This is a genomic window from Paraburkholderia sp. SIMBA_030 (assembly GCF_046535245.1).
Taxonomy (GTDB): Bacteria; Pseudomonadota; Gammaproteobacteria; order Burkholderiales; family Burkholderiaceae; genus Paraburkholderia.
Genome location: NZ_JAWRXB010000010.1, coordinates 93,350 through 115,703, shown reverse-complemented (window position 1 = coordinate 115,703; position 22,354 = coordinate 93,350). Strand labels below are relative to the sequence as shown.

19 protein-coding genes are annotated in these 22,354 nt (G+C 60.4%); 10 read left to right on the top strand and 9 right to left on the bottom strand.

The annotated features are described in order from the left end of the window. Positions 1-9 precede the first annotated feature (9 nt). Entirely contained in the window at positions 10-411 is a 402-nt protein-coding gene (locus tag SB772_RS18565) for an ester cyclase (protein ID WP_410834678.1), read from the bottom strand. A gap of 229 nt (positions 412-640) precedes the next feature. On the opposite strand from SB772_RS18565, the gene SB772_RS18560 reads away from it, so the two are divergent. The 6 genes from SB772_RS18560 (at position 641) to SB772_RS18535 (ending at position 6,816) form a co-directional block, all read left to right on the top strand. Then, the gene (locus tag SB772_RS18560) at positions 641-1,279 is read left to right on the top strand and encodes a TetR/AcrR family transcriptional regulator (protein WP_410834677.1); all 639 of its coding nucleotides are present in this window, start codon (positions 641-643) and stop codon (positions 1,277-1,279) included. A gap of 350 nt (positions 1,280-1,629) precedes the next feature. Further along, positions 1,630-2,358, top strand: a complete 729-nt coding sequence (locus SB772_RS18555) for a FadR/GntR family transcriptional regulator (RefSeq protein WP_410834676.1) — start codon at positions 1,630-1,632, stop codon at positions 2,356-2,358. Positions 2,359-2,808: 450 nt separating this feature from the next. Continuing rightward, positions 2,809-3,888, top strand: coding sequence for a sugar ABC transporter substrate-binding protein (locus SB772_RS18550; protein ID WP_410834675.1), 1,080 nt, complete (start codon positions 2,809-2,811; stop codon positions 3,886-3,888). After that, entirely contained in the window at positions 3,885-4,886 is a 1,002-nt protein-coding gene (locus tag SB772_RS18545) for an ABC transporter permease (protein ID WP_410834674.1), read from the top strand. The genes SB772_RS18550 and SB772_RS18545 overlap by 4 nt, the downstream gene beginning before the upstream one ends. After that, positions 4,886-5,656 (top strand): ATP-binding cassette domain-containing protein, encoded by a 771-nt coding sequence (locus SB772_RS18540; protein WP_410834673.1) that lies wholly within the window; start codon positions 4,886-4,888, stop codon positions 5,654-5,656. Before SB772_RS18545 ends, SB772_RS18540 begins: the two co-directional genes overlap by 1 nt. Positions 5,657-5,871: 215 nt before the next feature. Then, complete coding sequence (locus SB772_RS18535) at positions 5,872-6,816, top strand: cupin (RefSeq protein WP_410834672.1); 945 nt, start codon at positions 5,872-5,874, stop codon at positions 6,814-6,816. On the opposite strand, the gene SB772_RS18530 is transcribed toward SB772_RS18535, so the two are convergent. The 3 genes from SB772_RS18530 to SB772_RS18520 all read right to left on the bottom strand — a co-directional run bounded on the left by SB772_RS18530 (position 6,813) and on the right by SB772_RS18520 (position 9,835). Then, the gene (locus tag SB772_RS18530; RefSeq protein ID WP_410834671.1) at positions 6,813-7,766 is read right to left on the bottom strand and encodes a LysR family transcriptional regulator; all 954 of its coding nucleotides are present in this window, start codon (positions 7,764-7,766) and stop codon (positions 6,813-6,815) included. The genes SB772_RS18535 and SB772_RS18530 overlap by 4 nt on opposite strands. Before the next feature lie 162 nt (positions 7,767-7,928). After that, on the bottom strand, positions 7,929-8,930 hold the full coding sequence (locus SB772_RS18525) for an NADP-dependent oxidoreductase (RefSeq protein WP_410834670.1): 1,002 nt from the start codon (positions 8,928-8,930) through the stop codon (positions 7,929-7,931). A 44-nt stretch (positions 8,931-8,974) separates the two neighbouring features. After that, complete coding sequence (locus SB772_RS18520; RefSeq protein WP_410834669.1) at positions 8,975-9,835, bottom strand: oxidoreductase; 861 nt, start codon at positions 9,833-9,835, stop codon at positions 8,975-8,977. Between the two features lie 89 nt (positions 9,836-9,924). On the opposite strand from SB772_RS18520, the gene SB772_RS18515 reads away from it, so the two are divergent. Beyond that, entirely contained in the window at positions 9,925-10,368 is a 444-nt protein-coding gene (locus SB772_RS18515) for a winged helix-turn-helix transcriptional regulator (protein WP_410834668.1), read from the top strand. Positions 10,369-10,541: 173 nt separating this feature from the next. Here the strand turns inward: SB772_RS18515 and SB772_RS18510 are convergent, their stop codons facing one another. The 4 genes from SB772_RS18510 to SB772_RS18495 all read right to left on the bottom strand — a co-directional run bounded on the left by SB772_RS18510 (position 10,542) and on the right by SB772_RS18495 (position 15,872). Beyond that, on the bottom strand, positions 10,542-12,194 hold the full coding sequence (locus tag SB772_RS18510; protein ID WP_410834667.1) for an AMP-binding protein: 1,653 nt from the start codon (positions 12,192-12,194) through the stop codon (positions 10,542-10,544). Positions 12,195-12,208: 14 nt separating this feature from the next. Next, a complete protein-coding gene (locus tag SB772_RS18505) occupies positions 12,209-12,934 on the bottom strand; it encodes a nitroreductase (protein ID WP_410834666.1) in 726 nt (241 codons plus the stop codon). Between the two features lie 121 nt (positions 12,935-13,055). Beyond that, positions 13,056-14,414, bottom strand: coding sequence for an MFS transporter (locus SB772_RS18500; protein WP_410834665.1), 1,359 nt, complete (start codon positions 14,412-14,414; stop codon positions 13,056-13,058). Between the two features lie 441 nt (positions 14,415-14,855). Continuing rightward, positions 14,856-15,872 carry an AraC family transcriptional regulator gene (locus SB772_RS18495; protein WP_410834664.1) on the bottom strand — a complete coding sequence of 339 codons (1,017 nt, stop codon included), beginning with the start codon at positions 15,870-15,872 and terminating at the stop codon, positions 14,856-14,858. Positions 15,873-16,237: 365 nt separating this feature from the next. Here SB772_RS18495 and SB772_RS18490 point away from each other — a divergent pair, with 365 nt between their 5' ends. The 3 genes from SB772_RS18490 to SB772_RS18480 all read left to right on the top strand — a co-directional run bounded on the left by SB772_RS18490 (position 16,238) and on the right by SB772_RS18480 (position 21,170). Continuing rightward, positions 16,238-17,005 (top strand): SDR family NAD(P)-dependent oxidoreductase, encoded by a 768-nt coding sequence (locus tag SB772_RS18490; protein ID WP_410834663.1) that lies wholly within the window; start codon positions 16,238-16,240, stop codon positions 17,003-17,005. Between the two features lie 151 nt (positions 17,006-17,156). After that, positions 17,157-18,365 carry an acetyl-CoA C-acetyltransferase gene (locus SB772_RS18485; protein WP_410834853.1) on the top strand — a complete coding sequence of 403 codons (1,209 nt, stop codon included), beginning with the start codon at positions 17,157-17,159 and terminating at the stop codon, positions 18,363-18,365. Positions 18,366-19,484: 1,119 nt separating this feature from the next. Further along, positions 19,485-21,170 carry a phospholipase C gene (locus SB772_RS18480; RefSeq protein WP_410834662.1) on the top strand — a complete coding sequence of 562 codons (1,686 nt, stop codon included), beginning with the start codon at positions 19,485-19,487 and terminating at the stop codon, positions 21,168-21,170. A gap of 148 nt (positions 21,171-21,318) precedes the next feature. Here SB772_RS18480 and SB772_RS18475 read toward each other — a convergent pair whose 3' ends face one another. Beyond that, positions 21,319-22,320: a D-2-hydroxyacid dehydrogenase gene (locus SB772_RS18475; protein ID WP_410834661.1), complete on the bottom strand. Its 1,002-nt coding sequence runs from the start codon at positions 22,318-22,320 to the stop codon at positions 21,319-21,321. Between the last annotated feature and the right edge of the window lie 34 nt (positions 22,321-22,354).

Below are 22,354 nucleotides of genomic sequence, written 5' to 3'. Positions count from 1 at the left end.
TTTGCGTGGTCAGGCAGGGAAGCGGTCGCCGAACATTGGCAGACCGCTCGCGGAATCGGCTCTCGTCGCTTCGTCCTGAAGGACGTCCCAGTGCTCGGCGAGCTTGCCGTCTTCAAAGCGGACGATGTCGGCTGCAATCCACGCGGCGGGCCTGCCGATCCCGGAGAAGCGGCCATGTGCGATGACATAGTCGCCCTCGGCCACGATCAGCTGGTTCTCATAGCGCGCGGTGTCGGGCAGCGCGCGAACCAGGTCGAACAGGCCGTCGCGTCCCGGCACGATATGGGCGCTATGCTGAATGTAGCGATCGGACCAGAAGCGCTCAGCTGCAGCGTAGTCGCGCTTGTTGAACAGGGTGTCGAATGCTTCCAGCACGAGCGTCTTGTTCTGTTCAGGAGTTGTCTTCATCATGTCGAGGTCCTCTTTGAAGATTCAGGTGGCGACGCGGTCAGGCGTCGGATAAGCCGTTGTGCCCCCTGCTGCCTGAACGCTCAGGTAAAGAAGGCTATACTTAAGACAATGGTGAATGACATTGTCATTGCGACGGATTGTGGGCGCCCGCCCCGGCAATGTCAATGGTGATCGACATTGTATTTTTCGATGGATCTTATTGGCTCGTTGTCGGCCGAAGAGAGGGGAAATGGGTGTTTCCAGGCAGCAGGCGGTTGAAAACCGGCGCGCGATCGTGGCAGCCGCCGAGAAGCTGTTTCGCGAGCGCGGCGTCGATGCAGTCGGGCTCGCCGAGCTGATGAAGGCGGCGGGCTTTACGCAGGGCGGTTTCTATAACCACTTCAAATCAAAAGACGCGCTGGTTGCCGCCGTGATGGAAAAGGCGATGGAAGAAGGGGGAGAGGCTTTTGCCTCCCAAATCGAAGACGCCAGGTCAGTTGACGCTGACCCGGTCAGGCAAAACATTCAGTGGTACCTGTCCCCCGAGCATCGCGCGGATATCGAGGCGGGCTGCCCCTTGTCAGGTTTTGTAGGCGACGCCCGCCGGTTCGGCGACGTGGCGCGCGACTCTTACGCACAAGGTCTCGCGGCGAACCTGGAACGATTCGCCAAGGTCATCGAGGAGACGGAGGGGCTCAGCAAAGGCAGCCGCGGGAAGGCGATCACTTTGTTCAGTCAGATGGTCGGTGCGCTGCTGCTTTCGCGTGCTGTTGCAGACATCGACCCGGCGCTCGCGGATGAAATTCTTGACGAAGGCCGCCAGCATCTCCTCGCCGCCGTGGACACGCAACCCGGAATTCAATCACGCAAACGCTCGCGCCGGCGGTAGCCCGATGCCCTTTTGGGCTCCGGGAGCTGCCATTGGATCCCCACCCGGGACACGCTGCTCGTGGCCGATAATGTTGAGCACGTTCTCGTCCGTTGCAAGCGTCTTTGACGTCCGAAGGACGGCAACACCCTCGCCGCGAAAAGGCGCGACCGCGGCAACGCCACAGCATCGGTCGAATGCAGGATCGGCGTCGGCGTCCGGGCCACGCCAGATGTCGCGTGCTATGCTTGGACCGCCAACGGATCTCCACGAAACAGACCTGTATCCGTGTCGACGACAAGGTAAGTGCCGTCCAAAACGCTGCACCGTTCGGCACGGGACCGAGCCGGACACGACCGCGATCGCTGACCATGGACTACCGTCATCTGCAACAGCGCAAGAGCCTGCACGGCCGCATCGTGAGGGAACTCGGCATGGATATCGTGAGCGGCAAGGTACAGCCGGGCGAGCGGTTGCCCGCTGAGGTTGTGCTGTGCGAGCGCTATGGCGTTAGCCGCCCCGTACTGCGCGAGGCGACGCGTGTGCTGGTGGCAAAAGGACTGGTCGTGTCGAAACCGCGTGTCGGCAGTGTCGTGAAGCCTCGCGCGGAGTGGCATATGCTTGACCCCGATGTCCTGTACTGGACGATCAACAGTGTTCCGGAAGGCGAGTTCTTCAGTTCGCTCCTGATCGTGCGCCGCATTATCGAACCCTCGGCGGCGGCGCTCGCCGCCACCGCAGCGACAAGCGACGATCTTGCGCGCATTGCATCGGCTTACGACCAGATGGAACGTGCGGAGACCGCAAGCGCGCTACTGGCTCCCGACCTCGAGTTTCACCGGGCAATCATGGCGGCCACACACAACGACCTGCTGTCCTATATCGGCAACATGCTGTCTCTTGCCCTGTCGGAATCGATCAAGCTGACGAGCCGACATCCCGAGACGCATGCGCTTTCGTTGCCGCGTCACAAGGCGATTCTCACTGCGATCCAGAGCCGCGACCCGCTGGGCGCGCGACATGCAAGCCTGGTCCAGCTCGACAATGCGCGCGCGGACGCCGAGAGCGTTCTGGAAGCCGGCAGCCAGTACCCGGCGTAACCCTCACCCGGACGCGGCGGCTGAGCCGAACCGTTGGGCAGAACGTAGCGGGCGCCTTCCGTTCGCCATGTCCCTCTCCTTCCAGACGCCAACTCGATAGTAATACTATTAAAGCGCCACATCGCGCAGATCATTTCGACAACGTATAACCTGCGGCCAGCGAGCCAGACCAGTCCCGTCATGGTGTTGCCCTGTACCGCCGGATGCGGATACGAAAAGCCGCGCTGCACCGCGCAAATTAATTAGTCCGACTAGTTAAGGGTATACATCGATTAATAGGTAAAAGGGCGTGATATAGGATTTTCTGGAGGGTAGTCGTGCGTACGCGCGTGCACGTGGGTTTCATGAAAGGAATGATGCCCGGCTCCGGTGCTTTTCTTGCCGGGGCTTTTCCTGCTTGCGCCGTCATGGACAGTGAAGTGTTCAACAACGAAGAGACGGGAGATCGAGATGGCGCAAGCGAAGGAAGACAAGGACGAAGTGCAGGGGATGCGTCGGGGATTGCTGCAGGGCGCGGGCCTGTCCGCAGCACTGGCGCTAATGGGTGGAATGATCACGCCGGCCCAGGCGGCGGAAGCCGGTCCATTCCCGGCGCACAAGCGATGGAAGATCGTATTCGTCAACCATGTCACAACGAATCCGTTCTTCGTTCCAACGCAATACGGCATTCAGGACGCGACCGCCTTGCTGGGGATGGACTTTCAATGGACCGGCTCGGCCAATGCCGACATCGGCGAAATGGTGAACGCGGTCAACGCGGCGATTGCCGGGAAAGCTGACGCAATCGCCGTACCGATCGTCGACCCCAAGGCATTCGACAAACCCATCCAGGCCGCGCTCGACGCCGGCATTCCGGTGTTCGCCTATAACGCCGACGCACCCTCGGGTTCCTCGAATCCGCGCCTTGCCTATATCGGCCAGGATCTTTATCTGTCCGGCTACCAGATGGGCGAGCGAATCGCGAACCTCATCGATAGCGGCCTCGTCGCGCTCTTTATCGCAACGCCGGGCCAGCTCAACATTCAGCCCCGGCTTGACGGTGCAGCGGCTGCAATCAAGAAATCGGGCAAGAAGATCGACGTGCAGACCATCGCAACCGGCGCGACGGTCAACGAAGAACTATCGAAGATCAAGTCCTTCTATCTCGGCCACCAGGATCTCAAAGGCATGTTTGCGGTGGACGCGGGCAGCACCCAGGGCGTTGCCGAGGTGATGAAAGAATCCAACCTGCCGTCTAAAGGCGTCCACGGCGGCGGCTTCGATCTGTTGCCGCGCACGGTCGATCTGATCCACGAAGGCTTCCTCGATTTCACGATCGACCAGCAGCCGTACGTGCAGGGTTTTTATACGGTGCTCGAGGCGTTTATCTTTCTCGCCTCCGGCGGGCTCGTTGGGCCGGCCAATGTCAACACGGGCCTGAAGTTCGTCACCAAGGGCACCGTCGATCCGTACCTGAGCACGTCGACGCGCTATGAAGGCAAGAGCACGAAAGCCCAGATCGTGCCACGCACAGGTGCGATCAAAGGGTGACGTCTTCCGTGACGGACGCTCAAAAATCCGCCAGGCGTCCGAGGCGCTGGTCAAGCGCGCTCGGGCGTTCCAGCGAGACGCGCATCTTTGCGGTTGCGCTGATCCTCAGCATCTACTTCGAGACAGTCAACCATGACTTCCTGCTGACCAGCGCGAGTCTTCAGAATCTCTCGCAGTTCATCGCCCCGGTGGCAATCATTGCCTTTGGCGAAATCATGCTGATGATCGGTGGAGAAATCGATCTCTCCGCCGGGATGGTCTTTGCGTTTGCGCCTTTCATCATGCACTTTGCCGTCGAGGCAGGCTTGCCCGCATGGCTTGCGATGCTCACCGGCGTCATTGCAGCAGGCCTCGTCGGGCTGATTAACGGTGCCGTGACGGTGTACCTGCGCATCCCATCCTTCGTGACGACGCTCGGCACGTTGTTCTTCGTGAACGGCCTCACGCTGACGATCTCACGCGGTACACCGGTTTCGCCACCGGAGAATTCAGCGTTTGCAGCGTTCATGGGCGAATGGGGTTACAGCGAGATCATCTGGACGCTTGCCATTGCCGCAGTCATGCACGTGTTGCTTCGTCATACACGCTGGGGTTTGCATACGATCGCGTCGGGAGCGAATCAGTTGGGCGCGAGCGAAGCGGGGATACAGGTCAGGCGCCTGAAGCTCGGCAACTTCATTCTCGCCGCGCTGCTTGCCGGCTTTACCGGGATTCTGGAGGGTTTTCGTATCACGTCGATCGATCCGCAAGCGGGCGGCAACCAGATCATGTTTCTTGCAGTTGCCGCTGCCGTGATTGGCGGCACGCCCCTCGCCGGTGGATCGGGCACGATCATTGGCGGGCTGATCGGTGCGGCGGTGCTCGGCATCCTCAACGACGGCTTCACGCTGATCGGCATCAACGCCTTCACCTTCAACATGATTCTCGGCGCGGCGATCCTCGGGGCCATGATCTTCAACATCCACGTGGTTCGTCTCGCGCGCAAGGGGGAGTTGTGATGTCCGAGGCGCTGGAGGTGCTGCGCGGCGAAGATATTGTCAAGCGTTTCGGCGCGGTCACCGCGCTCGACGGCGTGACGCTGACGCTAAGACAGGGCGAAATCCTTGGCATCCTTGGCGACAATGGCGCAGGCAAATCGACGCTGATCAAGATTCTGACTGGCTTTCATCAGCAGACCAGCGGCAAGCTTTTTGTAGGCGGCGAGGAGACGATGCTTCGCTCCGTTGATCACGCCCGTTCGCTCGGCATTGAATGCGTCTACCAGGATCTGGCGCTCGCCAATTCGCTGAGCATCTATCACAACATGTTCCTGAACCGGGAAATCATACGTCGCGGGCCGTTTCGTCTGTTGAACAATCGCGCAATGCGTGAGCGCGCCGCGGAGTGTCTTGAAGAAATCGGCGTGCATGTGCCTTCGGTCGACCTGCCCGTCGAGCAGCTTTCCGGCGGGCAGCGACAGGCTATCGCGGTCGCTCGCGCGGTCAATTCGAATGCAAGGATATTGCTGCTCGACGAACCGCTCGCCGCGATGGGCGCCCGCGAGGCCGGACTGATCATCGACCTGATTCTTCGGCTCAAGAACAAAGGGGGTCTGTCTATCGTCATGATCATGCACAACTACGCGCAGACGCTCGACATCGCGGATCGTGTGATGCTGATGCAGCGCGGACGGGTCACTTACCAGCGGGAGGCGGCCAGCACGTCGGTCGAGGAGCTGATGGATATCGTGCGACGCGAATATCGGGCGATGCGGACAACGATGAACTGAGACCGGACCGTTGCATGTCCGAGCATTCGAGTTAGGCGTGATCCACCCGCGCGTTCAAACGCGAATGCACGGTACACCTCTTTATGCAACAGTGATTTCGATGTTGGGCACTTCCGTGGTCGGCGACGCGCACCTAAAGTGAGTCCAGCTTTCCGGCGCAAGCCACTCCGCATGACGGCCCTGCGCGAAGCTTTCCTCATTCACTGGAGCAGACCATGTTGAACAGAACGTCCGCGGACACCCTCGCTGAATCGTCTCCTGCAACCAGGGACTCGCAATACTTCGAGTACACCTCGTCAGCCAATCCGATTGGCGCGAAGCTCATCTCGCGCGTGCCGTTCCGCAATTTCCCGCCTTCGCTGTACTCGAACGGCGCAACGCGTGTCGTGCCGCTTGACCTTTCGGCAGAACTGGGTTGCCCGGGCCCGGCGACCGGTCCCGGCTTGAGCGCCAATTTTCTGCGCATCAACACGGGCGACGAGTTGACGCTTGATCCGAATGCGACGTCGCAGATTTTTTACGTGATCAGCGGAGTCGGCAGCGTGACACAACGCGAGACGACATTCCCGTTCGCGCAGGGCGACTTTTTTACGCTGCCTGGCGGAGAAGCGGCTGTGCTGTCGGCCGACGCGAGCGCCACGCTCTACTACGTCAACGACGCCCCTCTTTTGACCTATCTCGGGACAACCGGTGTCCGCGCACGTTTTGCACCGACGCTGTATCCAGCCGCACGGGCGCAGGCCGAATTGCGCAAGGTCTCAGACGAAGCCAATGCAGGCCGGCGTAATCGCATCAGTGTGCTGATGGGCAACGTCAACTTTCCACAGACGCGTACGGTCACGCATGTTCTGTGGGCCATGTTCGGCATCGTGCCGCCCAACTCAATGCAGAAACCGCACCGCCACCAGTCGATTGCGCTCGACTTCATCGCCGGGGGCAACCCGGGCGTCTATACGCTGGTCGGTACCGAACTGGATGAGAACGGCGATATCGTGAATCCAACCCGTGTCGATTGGGAAACCGGGATGACGTTTGTTACGCCGCCGGGGTACTGGCATGCACATTTCAATGAAACGAACGACAACGCCTATGTGATTCCGATCCAGGATGCCGGCTTGCAGACCTGGCTGCGCACGCTCGACATCCGGTTCGCCCGCTAAGCCTGAAGCTTCAGTGCGAGTCCGTCGTCCCAGTACGGCGGCTCGCCAATCACGCCGGCATAGAAATCGACGAACGCGCGCACCTTCGACGAAACGATTTTCTTCGGCGGATAGACTGCCCAGATCGCCGGTTCGGCGCGCCCCGTGCGTGCCTCCCATTCAGGCAGCACGTGCGCGAGGCGTCCCTCACGCAGGGCCGTGCCCGCCAGCCAGGTCGGCAGCAATGCAACGCCGCAGCCGGCCAGCGCGAGATCCAGCACCGCCTCGGAGTCGTCCCCGCGGAAGCGTCCTTTCAATTCCACCAGCACGTGCTCCGGCGCTGTGTGCGTATTCCCCACGCGGGTGAACGACCATTTGTCGTCCGGCAGCAGGGACAAGCGAAGCGAATCGTGCGCGGCCAGATCTTCGGGGACGGAAGGCATCCTGTTCCGCTCGAAATAGTCGGGGCTGCCGCAAGCGACGCGCCGGTGCGAGGCAATACGTTTGGCCATCAATGACGAATCAGGCAGCACGCCGATGCGAATCGCAACGTCGATACCGGCTTCGATCATGTTGAGCGTTTCGTCGGTCGACACGATATCGAGGTCGATGTCCGGGTAGCGCTTCATGAATGCCGGGAGATGCGGCACGACGTGCCGGCGCCCAAATGCGGCGGGGATCGTGACGCGCAGTAGACCTTGCGGTGTGCGATTCAGCGACGACGTGAGCTGACGTGCGTCATCGAGCGCCTGTAGTGCGAGCAGCGCGTGCTCACGAAATACCCTGCCGCCCTCAGTCAACACGAGACCTCGCGTCGACCGGTTGAACAGGGCAATGCCCAGATCCTTTTCGAGCTCGCTCACGTAGCGCGAGACGGTCGAGGTTTTGACCGCCATTTCATGCGCGGTCTTGCTGAAGCTCTGCAGGTCCGCTGCGCAAACGAAGGCGCGTACCGCTGCAAAATAGTCCATGGCGTTTCTGGCGCGAATCGAGTGTTCTGAAAAGGACTTCACGACGTGAAGTTCGGAACCCGCTGAAGTCTTTACGCGAAAGACCTGGCGCATGTGGCAGAGCGGGGGTTCTGGTTTGTTGCTGGAGCGGGTAGTGTACTGGTCCAGCGCCAAGCACGCCAATCACCTCATCTTGACAACCACCTTGCCTTTGGTCCGTCCACTATCGACGTAGGCCATCGCCTCTCTGATCGAATCGAACGGAAAGATCCGATCCACGACTGGGCGTATAACCCCGGCATCGATGAGCGACGTGATCTGCCGTAGCTGATCTCCACTTGCCCGCATGAACAGGAACGAATAGCTGACTTTGAGGCGTTTAGCCTCTTTCCTGATTCGGTAACTCAGTAGAAGCATCGCCAGTCTGAGGAAGCGCGGCAGACCAAGCTCCTTTCCGAAGTCAGCGTCCGGCGGCCCCGAGATGGAGATGAGGCGTCCGCCGGGTCTCAGCACACGAAGGGATTTGCGCAACGTCGCCGCGTCCAGACTATTTACCGCCGCGTCATAGTCGGCAAGCATCTTTTCGAAGTCGTCCTTCCTGTAGTCGATGACAACGTCTGCACCGAGGCGCTTCACCCATTCCACGTTCGCCGTGCTCGTTGTCGTCGCGACGAACGCACCCAGATGCTTCGCCAGTTGGATCGCAAACGTTCCGACGCCGCCGGAGCCTGCATGGATGAGAACCTTTTGTCCTTTTCGGATCTGCGCTTTTTCGATCAACGCTTGCCACGCAGTGAGGCCAACCAGCGGAATCGAGGCGGCCTCTTCCATGGTAAGTGTGTCCGGCTTGCTGGACAAGTCCGCTTCTTTCACTGCGATCAGCTCGGCAAACGCGCCAATCCGATCTTTATCCGGCCGCGCGTAGACTTCGTCGCCGACCTTGAACTGCTGCACGCGCGGTCCAACTCGCACAACGACGCCGGCCACATCGTTGCCGAGAATGAGCGGCAAGCGATAGGGCAAAATGAATTTGAATTCGCCGTCGCGTATTTTGGAATCCAGAACATTCACGCTTGCGGCGTGGACCTGGATCAAGACGTCGTCGTCGCGTAGTTGCGGCTCCGGCACCTCGCCGATACGCGCGCCATCCTTCTGTCCGTAGCGTTCAAGAATGAATGCTCTCATGATGTTTTCTGATCCCCTGATATGAGCTGGCGTTCGATGTCTCTTCACTCTTGCAAAAGAGCGTTCACCGACTGCGACGCAGGTATCGTGTCGAGTCGCAGATCTTTACGAAGCCCGGCATCCACGAGACCAGCCGGCGCGAATCTGCGCAGCATTTGCAGGCGGCTCGCGAGCGCACCGGCTGGGTAGCGCAGCTTCGGCTTCGCTGCAACTGCCGCCTTCAACACGACTTCAGCCACGACCGAAGGCTCCGTCGCCGTCGCCATCACCTCATTGATCCGCTTGCTGACGACCGCGCGGGCTTCGTGATACGCATCGAGCCTGGCGTCCGGTTCGAGGAAGTTCGCGTCGAACGGCGTCTTCGTATAAGCCGGCTCGATCACCGACACACGGATGCCCCACCCGCGCAATTCGTGATCGAGCGATTCGGAATAGCCTTCAATCGCATGCTTCGTTGCGGCGTAGAGCGCGCCGTACGGCATGGGCACGAAGCCCAGCACGGAGCCGATGTTGATGATGCGGCCGCTTCCCTGCCGCCGCATGTAACGCACAACCGCGCGGGTCATGCGGACGACGCCAAAGAAGTTGGTATCGAAGATCGACTGGGCTTGCGCAATCGAGCTTTCCTCGGCTCCGGCCGGCGCGAGGCCGAAGCCGGCGTTGTTCACGAGCAGATCGATGCGGCCGGCTCGTCGCAAAACCTGGGCGACGGCGGCGTCGACGGATTCATCGCTGGTGACGTCGAGCGTCAGCATGTCGAACGGATGGCGGCCCGTGGGGCCTGGCCGCCGGCTGGTGCCGAAAACCTTGTAACCGGCCTCGCTCAGCCGCTGCGCGGCGGCTTGTCCGATACCCGAAGACGCCCCTGTCACAAGCGCGATACCCAAATGCTTTTTGTCGGTCATTTCAAGCTCCATGTGCGGCACGTTCGCGTCACTATCAAATTGAAATCGACTATACTGGCAAATCGAAGCCATGTCACTATCAAAATAGTATGGACGACATTAATTTGTGCGATGACCCGTGTCCCATTGCGCGCAGCCTGGCTGTCGCAGGCGACGCGTGGAGCATCCTTATCCTGCGCGACGCCCACTCAGGTCTGACGCGCTTCGACCAGTTCCGCAAAAGTCTGGGGATTGCGCCGACGATGCTGACGCGGCGCCTGGCCGCGCTGGCGAAACAAGGTCTGCTGGAGAAGCGCCGCTATTCCGAGCGCCCGCCGCGCGACGAATACGTGCTGACGGCTGCGGGCCGGGATTTCCTGCCGGTGCTGTTCATGATCGGTGCATGGGGACGGCAACACCGCGGGCATGGCAAGCTGGTTCGCTTCCTGGATGCCGAAACAGGAACGGAGATCAAGGCCGTTGCGGTCGATGAGGTCACCGGGGCGAGGATCGGGACACGTCCAATACGAATCGTGAATCCAGACGAAGATTAAGGAAAGGATTGCGCGGCTGCCCGGAACACTCCCCGGCATCGAGCGCATGCGTCAGCCAGCGGGGCTAGCACCGACGGCCGCTCCGGGAAGCACGACGATTTTCCCGCGCCTACCGCGGTCAAATGTTGCCAGCACAGCGTACAGCGCATGGCGGGTTCGGAAGACAACCAGCGTCATCCGGCCAATCGGGTAATCGCTACTCGGCTGCCCGCTTGCTCGCGCAGACGAAACTTCTGGATCTTCCCTGTAGCGGTTTTGGGCAATTCGCCGAAAATTACGCGACGCGGGCATTTGAAATGGGCCAGTCTCTCCCGGCAGAACAAGATTACGTCCTGCTCCATTATGTCGGGGGCATCCGGCTTCAGTTCGATAAAGGCGCAAGGCGTCTCACCCCATTTGTCATCTGGCTGCGCGACCACGGCTGCGTTGAGCACGCCCGACATGCGATAGATGACCTCTTCCACCTCTACAGATGAGATGTTTTCTCCACCCGAGATGATGACGTCCTTGGAGCGGTCTGTGATCTGGATATAGCCATCGGGATGAACTACGGCAAGATCTCCGGTATGGAACCAACCGCCGGCAAAAGCTTTTTCCGTTGCGTCGGCATTCTTCAGGTATCCCATCATCACAGTATTGCCCCGGACCAGAACTTCGCCGCAGGACTGGCTATCGGCCGGTACCGGTTCGAGCGTCGCAGGATCGGCGACCGACATTTTCTCGAACGCTGCTGCACGTACGCCTTGTCGCGCTTTCAATTTCCCTTGCTGCTCCGGCGGCAACGTATCCCACTCGTCGTGCCATGCACAGCTGATGGGTGTGCCGGAGATCTCGGTAATTCCAAACACGTGGTCGACGTCGAAACCCATCGCGCCAACGGCTTCCAGAACCGCTGCCGGCGCCGGCGAGCCGGCGGTAAGGACGCGCACACGACGCGGCAGCGGCTGCCGTTCCGATTCCGGCATACTCGCGATGCCTGCGAGGACAATCGGTGCCGCACAAAAATGGTCGACGCCATGGTTCGCGATCGCAGAAAGAACATTTGCCGCATTGACCTTTCGCAGGCATACGTGCGTTCCCGCCGCGGCAGTAATCGCCCATGTGAAGCACCAGCCGTTCGCATGGAACATGGGAAGCGTCCACAGGTAAATCGGCGCACGCGGAAGAGGCCAGTTCGTCATCTGCAGCAGGCTCATCAGATACGTGCCGCGGTGGCTCGGAACGACGCCTTTCGGATCCCCGGTTGTACCCGAGGTGTAGTTCAAGGCGATCGGAGTCCACTCATCCACGGGGCCGCAGCCGGCAAACGCCGGGTCGCCGCTGGCCAGCAACGACTCGTAATCAGTTTCGCCGATAGCGGTGCCCTCAGGCGCTTCGTGATCGTTGATGTCGACGAGACGCGGCGGATTGGGGACTGACTGCAACGCTTTTTCGACCAGCGCAGCAAATTCGCGGTCCACCAGCAGGAGCTTGCATTCGCCGTGGCGCAGAATGAACGCGACACCGTCAGCATCGAGGCGGCAATTGATGGCATTGAGCACGGCTCCAGAGAGCGGCACGCCGAAGTGGGCCTCGAGCATGGCTGGCGTATTCGGTGCGATGATCGACACCGTATCGCCCGGTTCGATCCCCAACTGAACGAGCGCCGACGCGAGACGATAGCAACGCTCGCGGGTCGTCGCCCACGTCTGCCGGAATTCGCCGTGAATGATCGCGGTTCGTTGCGGATAGACGTCGGCGGTTCGATCCAGGAAGGTCAATGGCGTCAACGGAACGTGATTTGCCGGGTTCTTCTCGAGTCCTCGAGAATAGGCCTTTGCACTCATGACTTTGTCTCCGTTCATTCATTATAGAAAGTACTGAAATCGCTCACTGGGACGCGGTCCGTCACCAGCGAATTCTCGATACAGTCGTGATCGGCATAGCCGAGGCTCATTCCGCAGACCAGCATCTGGTTGTCGGGAATCGACAGTTCGTCGGCGATGACGCGGTGGAACTTGTTGAAAGCCGCCTGCGGGCAGGTGTCGAGGCCCCGCGCCCGGGCAGCAAGCATGACGCTTTGCAGGAACATACCCGTGTCCAGCAGACTTCCTTCACGCATGACCCGGTCCACTGTGAAAAACAGGCCGACGGGCGCATCAAAGAAGCGGTAGTTGCGACCGTGCTGGATGTGCATTCGCTCCTTGTCGCCCTTCTCGATGCCCAGCAACCCGTACAGGTTCCAACCTACCTCGCGCCGGCGGCCCACATACGGCGCGATCCATTCTCGTGGATAGTAGTCGTAGGGCTCGTCAAGGTCTGAACTGCGGGCGGGATCGTCATTGATCTCGTTGATGGCGGCAGACAGGCGCGACTTCATCGCGCCTGTCACTACATGCACATGCCATGGCTGGATGTTGACGCCGGTGGCGCTGAAACGGGCGACCTCCAGGATGGACTCGATGTCCTCGCGGGCAACGGGTGTGGGCAAGAAGGCACGGACGCTGCGCCGGGTGACGAGCGCCCAGTCGACGGCTCGACTTACGTCGATAAGCGAGCTGAAAGGAGGAGGAGATAGACGGTCCATTTTTTTCTGCATGTTGAGAATTTACTGCGGCGTGGACTTGGTTTTTTCGAGTGAAGACCTGCAATAGTGGTCCTCTTCGAACAAACGAAGCTCGCCCATTAAGCAGCGTGCGACAGACACCTCAGCGCCCTGCGCTGCTTTGAACTCCGGCGATAGGCGCGCTCTCTTCGTGGTAGGAATCGGCACGCGCGTGATCGATCAGCGTCACGGCCATTGCACCGATAAGGCCAGCCAGGCCGATTGCCATGAAGTTCTGTTCCAGCGGCAGCTTCAAGGAGACGAGCCACCCGATGAGCACGGGGGCCACGATCGCGCCGATCCGGCCCACGCCAGAAGCAAGGCCAACACCGGTAGAGCGGATCGCATGAGGATAGAAGCCACCTGCATAAGCATAGGCAAGCAATTGAGTGCCGAGCGTCGATGCGCCCACAACGAACACAACGACAAACAACGACACTGTCGATTTCGTGTACCCCATCAGTGACAGCGCAACCGCCCCGACGACGTAGAACGCGATCAGCACCCGTTTGATGTTGACCCTGTCGCCCAGCCAGCCGCCGAGGATCGCACCCGCGATGGCGCCGACATTGAAGACGATCACGAAGTTCAAAGCTGAACCCAGGCTGTATCCAGCCATTGCCATCAGCTTGGTCAACCAGGAGCTGAGTGCGTAGACCATGAAAAGGCCGGTCATGAATGCGACCCACATCATCGTGGTACTGAAAGCTCGCCCATCCTGGAACAGTCGTCGCACCGAAGCGTCCTTGCTTTTGTCCGACGAAGGTTCTGCAAACTGCTCCTGTCCACTCAACGGATAGTCGGGCACCAGGCGCTTCAGGAGCGTGCGCAGTTCGTTGTGTCGGCCACTTTTGACCAGAAAGGTCATCGAATGGGGCATCGTTTTAACGATGAACGGAATCAGCAGGAGAGGCAGGCCCGCGGCAAAAAAGACGGATTGCCAGCCATAGCTGCCGATAAGCTGTTTTGCGGTCAGCGCCACCAGAATTCCGCCAACGGAATATCCCGCGAATACTAATGTCACCAATCGTGTGCGCAGCGCGTTAGGCGAGAACTCCGCCATTTGCGCGGTGACAATCGGCAAGACTCCACCGATGCCGACGCCAGCGATGAATCTCGTTACGCTGAAACTGAGGGGATCGTTCGTCAGCCCGGCGACTGCGGTGAAAAGACTGAACAAGGCCACGCAAACGCACATCATCATGGGTCGACCGAAACGGTCAGCCAGCGTGCCAAGGAAAATCGCCCCGAGCATGACGCCAAAAAGTGCCGATCCGGCCATGATGCCGGCACTCGTCGCGTCGATGCGCATGCCCTTCATGATCGATGGCAGCGCTGCACCCACTACGGCGAGATCGTAGCCGTCGACTATCAGCATCAACATGCACCAGAACAGGACCAGCCTATGCAAACCATTGAATCTGGCTTGGCCCGCGAGTGAATGAACATCGATGTGGTTCAAGTTTGTCTCCTTTGGTTTAATGTCGTGGGCGAAGTCCACGCGGGCTCTAATGGCGTCGTCGACGAGGTTGCCCTGGCGCGCCCGGGTTGACCGTCGCTGCTGGGCTGTAACCAGTGTCGGGCCGAGGCTGCTGGCAGTCCATGTCCATTAACTTCAACATGGATGAGGTCGCGGAACACCCGCGTTTTCAGGTCCGGGGCTCTCGCGGAGCCAACTCCGGTTACTTTGCGCAACCGGGCGCGAGGCTTGTTCTGATTTGCCGAACGCGACTGCAGTGTCAGGCTGGTTGGGACACCAATCCATGTCCGCCGACCTCAGTTTGCGTGAGGTGTGTGGACACGCGGTGCTTTCATTGCGCTTCGTGCTCGACCTCTCCATCACCCGGAGAATCGAGTGAATGTCAGTGGAATGCCGCTTCGGACAACGCTATGAGTTCCAACGTTAAGAGTTCACCCTGCCATGCCGGTACATTCCCGGACTGGCCCCCGTCCACTTCCTGAAGGCCCTGTGAAAAGCACTGGTTTCCTGAAATCCAGTCCGCACAGCGACTTCGGCGACCGTGAGAGAACTGCTGGAAAACAACTCGATGGCGATGTCACGGCGCAATTCGTCTTTCAGTTGCCGATAGTTCGTGCCTTCGGCCAGCAGGCGGCGTTGCAGCGTGGCCGCGGACAGATTCAGCAATCGCGATAGCGCGTCGAGGTCAGGCCAGTCGTCGGGGGCCTGGTTTCTTAATCGGCGTCTTACCAGGGCCGTAGTGCTGGATTCGTTGCGATATTTGACCAGGATATTGGCTGGTGCGTTGTGCAGAAATGCACGCAGGCTCTCTTCCGTCTCGGACAGTTTCAGGTCGAGGAAACTGCGATCGAACCGGATCAGGGTCTCCTCTGCGGAGAACGTCACATCCTCGCAGAAGCGCATCCGGTAGTCGCTGTCGTCGATTGGCGCCGAAGCGCGGAACCTCATCTCGATCAGCGGAATCCGTCTGCGTGCGAGCCAGCACGCAAGGCCGTGCACGAGGATGAACCACGTCCCGTAGGCAAAGAGGCGGCGCGTCCGCCCATCGTCATGCAGGATGATCAGTGCATGCTCGCCTTCGCAGCGCAACTCCCCATGAATGTCGTCGAGAACGGCACGCAGGAACTTCAGCATGCGACGCAGCGCGTGTTCCAGATTCTCGGCATGCAGCACGGCGTGACACATCAGAGCGTAACTGCCCCGCCGCAGTGCGTGGCTGTCGAGACCAAAGAACTCATCGTCCATCAAGTCGGCCAGAGCCGCCCACAGGCGCGAAAAGGCTAACGCCGGCACACGGGCTCTCGGCGCATTCAACAATTCCGCCGCGATTCCAGCGTGCTGGAGAACCGCCGACACATCGAGATTACGTTGCGTGGCAACGAAAATTGCTTCGCGCACGAGGCCAATAGATGTTGTGCCCTTGTCTTGAGCGTCATTCATGGTCAGGGTCCACCTACAGAAAGTGCACTGATGTTAATCGCTGCCGCGCGCAAGTGAAACCCGGTATGACTGAGCACGAGCAGTCATCGGCCGAGGAGCGCTGGTGAGCGACGCAATCCCCGCACGATATGTCCGAAAGGCGCACGCATGAAGAGGTCTATGGGCATGGGCATACTTTCGCGTGCCGCTTATTATGACCAGCCAGTTGATCGTCGCGAATATGGCTTTGTCGGCCGGGGTCATGCAACGTGCCGGTCCCATCACATGACCGTCCAACTGGATGCATGTCTGCGGCATTCAGTGCTCACAGCGAAGCACGGGCCCGGAGCCTTGCGCGTCAGGGTGGTCACTTCCAGGAGACAGAAGTGCAGATTCAAGGGAAAGGTTTCGTCGTCACAGGTGGCGGCTCAGGGCTCGGCGCAGCCACGGCGCGCCGTCTGGTGGCGGGCGGCGCCTGCGTGCTGCTGATAGACCTCGACGACGACGCCGGTACTGCGCTGGCGGCGGAACTGGGCGGCAATGCCCACTTCGCCAGGGCTGACATATCCGACGCAGCCGGCGCTGAGCGTGCGTTGGCCGCGTTTTGCGACACCTTCGGCCCACTCCATGGCCTGATCAATTGCGCAGGCGTTGCCCCCGCCGAGAAAGTGCTCGGACGCGAAGGCCCGCACCAGCTAGAGAGTTTCGCGCGCACCGTTCAGATCAACCTGATCGGCGCCTTCAACATGGTACGGCTGGCCGCAGCCTGCATGGCCGGGAACATGCCCGAGACCGATGGCGAGCGCGGGGTCATCATCAATACCGCCTCGGTTGCGGCCTTCGATGGCCAGATTGGGCAAGCAGGCTACGCTGCCTCCAAAGGCGGTGTCGTGGCGATGACGCTGCCTGTCGCGCGGGAATTGGCCCGTCATGGCATTCGCGTGATCGCCGTCGCGCCCGGAATCATGGAGACGCCGATGCTCAAAGGCATGCCAACAGAAGTCCAGGACGCCCTTGGGAAGATGGTTCCCTTTCCCGCGCGCCTTGGTCGGCCAGAAGAATTCGCGGGCCTAGCGCTGCATATTCTCGAAAACACCTACCTCAACGGCGAGGTGATTCGCCTTGATGGCGCCATCCGCATGGCGGCCAGGTGAACTCAGCGCCTGGAGTGCACATCGCTATTGCTGCTGCCGCCGTGCTCGAGTTGCCCGAGTCGCCGAATCCGACTGGCTCAGGTGATTCATGCACAACGACACTTTCCTCACCCCTTGCAACGCCGCCACGAAGCGGCGGATGGAGACTCGCATGCCTGCCTCTTCGAATTCAAACGATTCCGTCGTGATCGTCGCTGCTGCCCGTACGCCGCTGGGTGGTTTCCAAGGTAACTTCGCTTCACTGACGGCGCCTCTGCTGGGCGCCAACGCCATCCGGGCCGCAGTGCAACGTGCCGGGCTGCAACCCGACGCCGTAGATGAGGTGCTCATGGGCTGTGTGCTGCCCGCAGGCCTTGGCCAGGCGCCCGCGCGCCAGGCGTCGCTCGGCGCGGGTTTGCCGGTATCAGCGGGCTGCACCACGATCAACAAGGTCTGCGGCTCGGGTATGAAGGCAACGATGCTGGCGCACGATCTGCTGCTCAGTGGAAGTCAACAGGTGATCGTGGCCGGCGGCATGGAATCCATGAGCAACGCACCCTACCTGTTGCCCAAGGCCCGCTCGGGCCAGCGTCTGGGACACGGTCACGTACTGGACCACATGTTCTTCGACGGGCTGGAGGATCACTACAGCCCCGCCTCCGGCGGCCGCCTCATGGGCACTTTCGCCGAGGACTGCGCGCGCCACTTCGATTTCACGCGCGAGGCGCAAGACGCCTTTGCTTCCACCTCTACGCTGCGCGCGCAGCAGGCGCAGCGCGACGGCTTGTTCCAGTGGGAGATTGCGCCGGTGGACGTGCCGGGTCGCAACGGCGAGATACTCGTCGACCAGGATGAGGCGCCAGCGAAAGCACAACTGGACAAGATCCCGAAGCTCAAACCCGCCTTTGGAAAGGACGGCACAGTCACCGCGGCGAACTCCAGTTCCATCTCCGACGGTGCAGCGGCCCTGGTTCTAATGCGCCAGTCGACCGCGCGCGAGCGTGGCTTATCGCCGCTGGCCGTTATCCGTGGGCACGCCACACACTCTCAGGAGCCAGCCTGGTTCACCACTGCGCCCGTGGCTGCGATCCAGAAGTTGCTAGCCAAAGTGGGGTGGCAGGCGAGCGATGTCGACCTCTGGGAAATCAACGAGGCATTCGCCGTGGTAGTCATGGCCGCGATGCGCGAGCTGGCGCTTCCGCATGAGCGCGTGAACGTGCATGGCGGTGCTTGCGCGCTGGGTCATCCGATCGGCGCTACCGGCGCGCGCCTTATCGTGACGCTGCTCGGCGCACTCCGGCAGCGCGGCGAGAGGCGAGGCGTGGCGAGTCTGTGCATCGGCGGCGGCGAGGCCACGGCGCTGGCAATTGAGATCGTCTGAGCAACATCATCGGCGCTTAACGCGAACCGGGAGCCGATCGGGTTGGAACTGGCTCTCACGGATGCTGACTGGCTGATCGCTGGCGAAGGTCGGTCGGATACTCGTGGGCTGCGCGGCAATCGTCCGCTTGTTCCGGCCGACACGCGTCGCCTGTTAATGCTCAGGCTTGGCTAGCGTCCGGTGCAATCGACGCGTCGGTGTTTGCGTGTCTCGGCGAAATCTTTGCGGGAAGATTCGCTCACGGCATAGGCCCCATCACCAACACCTCGCCATAGAGGTCATTGTGACGTTTGCTGCAAGACCCAGCCGAACAAATGGCCCGGCACCGATATCTGCCGTCTCCGATTCACAGGGCGGGCGAGTGTTCGCCGTATGGACAGACGCACGTAACGCCAGCCCCTGCACTGCAGTAGACGCGTATCGCGCTGCTTTGGCGGCGGGGGGCAGTGCGACGGCGCCTAACGTCATCACCCAGTGTCCAAAGGCGTTTGGCAACACCGATATCTATTTCAGCAGTGTGAATTATTAAACCTGAAGGGCCGCCGACGGCTGTCTTCGGCCCATCCCTCGCGAACAACGACTTCATGCTACGCCGATTGCCGGAGACGTAACGCACATGCGGTCCGATGCTCATTCCGGGTGCCCAGTCGGGTTTCGCGCGTCGACCTCGGCAAGCAGCCGCAGATCGGCAGATGCGTAACTGCGACGACTGACGAACGGCTGTTGTCGGAGCGAAAACCGCCAGTTCGAGTGGCAGCGCGATGGTCGCTTATGGGTCGGGTTTTGCCGGATGCGTCGCACTCACATTGCGTGCATGCGGCCCTTCCCGCTTCAATGGCTGTCTGAAACATGACAGGCATTGCCAACATTCCTTCAACCGATCTTCCCGGCCACGATCGAGTTGACGCCCCGATACGCAGATCGCGAATCGAAACAACATGAAAGGTTCCTGACGCCAATCATTCATACGTGCGTGATTGAATGATTGGCGCTTGTTGTAATGCAACCACCGCGTGCCCCTCTGTTGTCGGATCGGATCAGTGTTGTGAAGCAGTTTAGATAAGCCATCCCGGGCGCCGCGGTTATCTTTGGGTAACAAACACTACTGGGAGCCACACAATGCTTTGGCATCGGATTGCCTTTATTTCGCTCACGGCTGTCGCGCTCGCGACGACGGCTGCATGGAGCGCCAGCGAAGACCACGACGGGGACCGGCATGACTCCCGGCGCAATGATGTCCATACAGCCACACCCATTAAGCATCTGATAGTGATCTACGGCGAGAACGTATCGTTCGATCACTACTTCGCGACCTACCCGCATGCGGCAAACCCGTCTGGAGAACCGGCGTTTGCAGCGCAAGCCGGCACGCCGGAGGTGAACGGTTTATCCGGCACGTTGTTGACGGCCAACCCGAACTATACGAATTCCGCCAATGGCACGGGCGCGACCAATCCGTTCCGTCTCGATCGCACGCAGGCGGCCACAGCCGACCAGAATCATGCGTACACGGCTGAGCAGCAGGCATACGACAACGGCAACGCAGACCTCTTTCCGAAATACACGGGCCACGGCACTAGCGGCGGCGCCGGCGCGTTCGGCACGACTGGGCAGGTGATGGGTTACTACGACGGCAATACCGTCACGGCGCTCTGGAACTATGCGCAGAACTTCGCAATGAGCGATAACGCCTATACATCGACATATGGTCCGTCGACGCCAGGTGCGCTCGAAGTCGTCTCAGGACAGACCGATGGCATGAAAGTCGTCCTGACGTCGAAGCAGCCCTCGACGGCCGGCTCGTATTATGTCAACGACGGCCAAGGCGGATTCACGATGATCAACGACGTCGATCCTGCCTACGACCTGTGCTCGAGCACCACGGATGCCGCGCAGATGGCCGGTAGGAACATCGGCGACCTGCTCAACGCGCGCAACATCACGTGGGGCGGCTTCATGGGTGGTTTCAATCTGTCGACCACGAACAGCAACGGAACGACAGGATGCAAACGCAGCACAACGTCACAAGTGATCGGTGCCGCCACGGCCGACTACATTCCGCACCACAACTGGTTCCAGTACTACGCGTCGACGTCAAACCCGCAACATCTGCGCCCCAGTTCGGTGTCGGCCATCGGGCATACCTACGGGGCAAATCGCTCGACCGTCGATCCCGCGAATCACCAGTACGATATCGACGATTTCTATAGCGCTGTTCAAGCTGGAAATTTCCCTGCGGTTAGCTTCCTGAAGGCGCCTGCCTATCAGGACGGTCACGCCGGGTACTCAGATCCGCTTGACGAGCAGGCGTTCGTTACGAAGGTCGTCAACTTCCTGCAACAGCAACCGGATTGGCGTGACACGGCCGTTATCGTGGCATGGGATGACTCCGACGGCTGGTACGACCACGCATACGCGCTGCCGACGAGTGCCTCGTTCGACTCGGTCGCGGATCAGTTGAACGGCCCAGGTATCTGCGGCTCAGGTACTGCACCCGATGGTTTGAACGGCAAACCTGTGAACGGCCGGTGCGGTCCCGGTACCCGCATCCCGTTTGTTGTGATTTCGCCATGGGCGAAACAGAACTACATCGACCATACGCTGATCGATCAGTCGTCAGTGGTGCGCTTCATCGAAGACAACTGGCTCGATGGCAACCGGATCGGCGGCGGCTCGTTCGACGCGAAGGCGGGCAGTATCATGGGTATGTTCGACTTCAACCGCCGCCACGATGAGCGCCGGGAGACCAGGCTCTACCTCGATCCGGCCTCTGGCTTGCCCGTCAAGACGCCTCCATCCATCTGACGCGTAACGCCTGTCCTTCCGACGATGAATGTCTTGTGCCACAGCCCGCTGTCGCCGGGCTGTGGCAGTTTCCGCTATGCGCAGGACATGTCACGACCCACTGCCGCCGGTCGACCAAGTGCCCCTTCGACGGCAGCGGGTCAGCCTCCTAGTATTCGTTCATCCGATCCACGACATTTTGAAGCGGCCGACCGGTAAGGTGTTGTTGCAAATTGGCGAAAAGCAATCGCATCGTTTCTGTCATGTAAGTGGTTGGGTCGTCCGCACCTACATGTGGATTGATCATCAGGTTCGGGCAGGACCATAGATGTGACGATGGGGGCAACGGCTCTTGCGGCAGCACGTCCAATATCGCGCCGCTCAGTCGGCCATTCTTTAGCAAGTCGACGAGCGCACCGTGATCCAGAACGTCCGCTCGCCCGATATTCAACAATGCTGCCGATTGCTTCGCAGCTTCCAATACCGAACGGCTGACGAGGTTCCGTGTACCGGAAGTCAGCGGCGTAGCGATCACGACAAAGTCGGCGAATTTGACCGCTTCGTGTAGTTGGCTCGGCAAATAAACACGCTCGACGCCGGGTACGCTCATGCCGGAACGCCGTACGCCAAAGACTGTCATGCCGAGCGTGCGGCCAGCCGCCACTGCTGCCTGCCCCATGTCACCAAGCCCGATTACCAGGAGAGACTTTCCTCGAATAAGCGGTGTAAAAACCTGCTCCCACTGCGCCCGCCGCTGGTGCCACACTATTTCCGGGAGACGCGCGTTGAGTGCGAGCAAGGACATGATCGTGAATTCGCGTGCCTTCTCTACGTGTACCCCGCTGTTGTTGACTAGCTGGACGTTCGCCGGCAGCCAGTTCAACGGCATGACGTCTTCCACGCCTGCATCGATCAGGTGAATGAATCGTAGATTGGGCGCAGCCGCGGCCAGATCACCACGCGGAAACCGCGGATCGCAAATGACGCCCGCCGATGTAACGAGCACTGTCGCAGTCGATAAGCTGCTGGCGAAGTCTTCCAGATCGCTACCGACGGTGAACCGCACTTCGCCCGGCAGCGCGGCATTGCTCGAGCGGGCGGCGTCGACGAGTTCAGGTGTAAGCCAGAACGGGCGGGGCTTGGAGGTCGTATTTTCCAGGTGGACGCGCATCTATCGTGTTCCTTCTATTGAGTGGTCCGCACCA

What these genes read in the sequence shown, in the direction of transcription:
- SB772_RS18540 (WP_410834673.1), top strand. Translation starts at nt 4,886, where the DNA reads ATGTCCGAGGCGCTGGAGGTGCTGCGCGGCGAAGATATTGTCAAGCGT.
- SB772_RS18475 (WP_410834661.1), bottom strand. Translation starts at nt 22,320, where the DNA reads ATGCGCGTCCACCTGGAAAATACGACCTCCAAGCCCCGCCCGTTCTGG.
- SB772_RS18495 (WP_410834664.1), bottom strand. Translation starts at nt 15,872, where the DNA reads ATGAATGACGCTCAAGACAAGGGCACAACATCTATTGGCCTCGTGCGC.
- SB772_RS18505 (WP_410834666.1), bottom strand. Translation starts at nt 12,934, where the DNA reads ATGGACCGTCTATCTCCTCCTCCTTTCAGCTCGCTTATCGACGTAAGT.
- SB772_RS18560 (WP_410834677.1), top strand. Translation starts at nt 641, where the DNA reads ATGGGTGTTTCCAGGCAGCAGGCGGTTGAAAACCGGCGCGCGATCGTG.
- SB772_RS18510 (WP_410834667.1), bottom strand. Translation starts at nt 12,194, where the DNA reads ATGAGTGCAAAGGCCTATTCTCGAGGACTCGAGAAGAACCCGGCAAAT.
- SB772_RS18525 (WP_410834670.1), bottom strand. Translation starts at nt 8,930, where the DNA reads ATGAGAGCATTCATTCTTGAACGCTACGGACAGAAGGATGGCGCGCGT.
- SB772_RS18555 (WP_410834676.1), top strand. Translation starts at nt 1,630, where the DNA reads ATGGACTACCGTCATCTGCAACAGCGCAAGAGCCTGCACGGCCGCATC.
- SB772_RS18565 (WP_410834678.1), bottom strand. Translation starts at nt 411, where the DNA reads ATGATGAAGACAACTCCTGAACAGAACAAGACGCTCGTGCTGGAAGCA.
- SB772_RS18550 (WP_410834675.1), top strand. Translation starts at nt 2,809, where the DNA reads ATGGCGCAAGCGAAGGAAGACAAGGACGAAGTGCAGGGGATGCGTCGG.
- SB772_RS18535 (WP_410834672.1), top strand. Translation starts at nt 5,872, where the DNA reads ATGTTGAACAGAACGTCCGCGGACACCCTCGCTGAATCGTCTCCTGCA.
- SB772_RS18520 (WP_410834669.1), bottom strand. Translation starts at nt 9,835, where the DNA reads ATGACCGACAAAAAGCATTTGGGTATCGCGCTTGTGACAGGGGCGTCT.
- SB772_RS18530 (WP_410834671.1), bottom strand. Translation starts at nt 7,766, where the DNA reads ATGGACTATTTTGCAGCGGTACGCGCCTTCGTTTGCGCAGCGGACCTG.
- SB772_RS18480 (WP_410834662.1), top strand. Translation starts at nt 19,485, where the DNA reads ATGCTTTGGCATCGGATTGCCTTTATTTCGCTCACGGCTGTCGCGCTC.
- SB772_RS18485 (WP_410834853.1), top strand. Translation starts at nt 17,157, where the DNA reads ATGCCTGCCTCTTCGAATTCAAACGATTCCGTCGTGATCGTCGCTGCT.
- SB772_RS18515 (WP_410834668.1), top strand. Translation starts at nt 9,925, where the DNA reads ATGGACGACATTAATTTGTGCGATGACCCGTGTCCCATTGCGCGCAGC.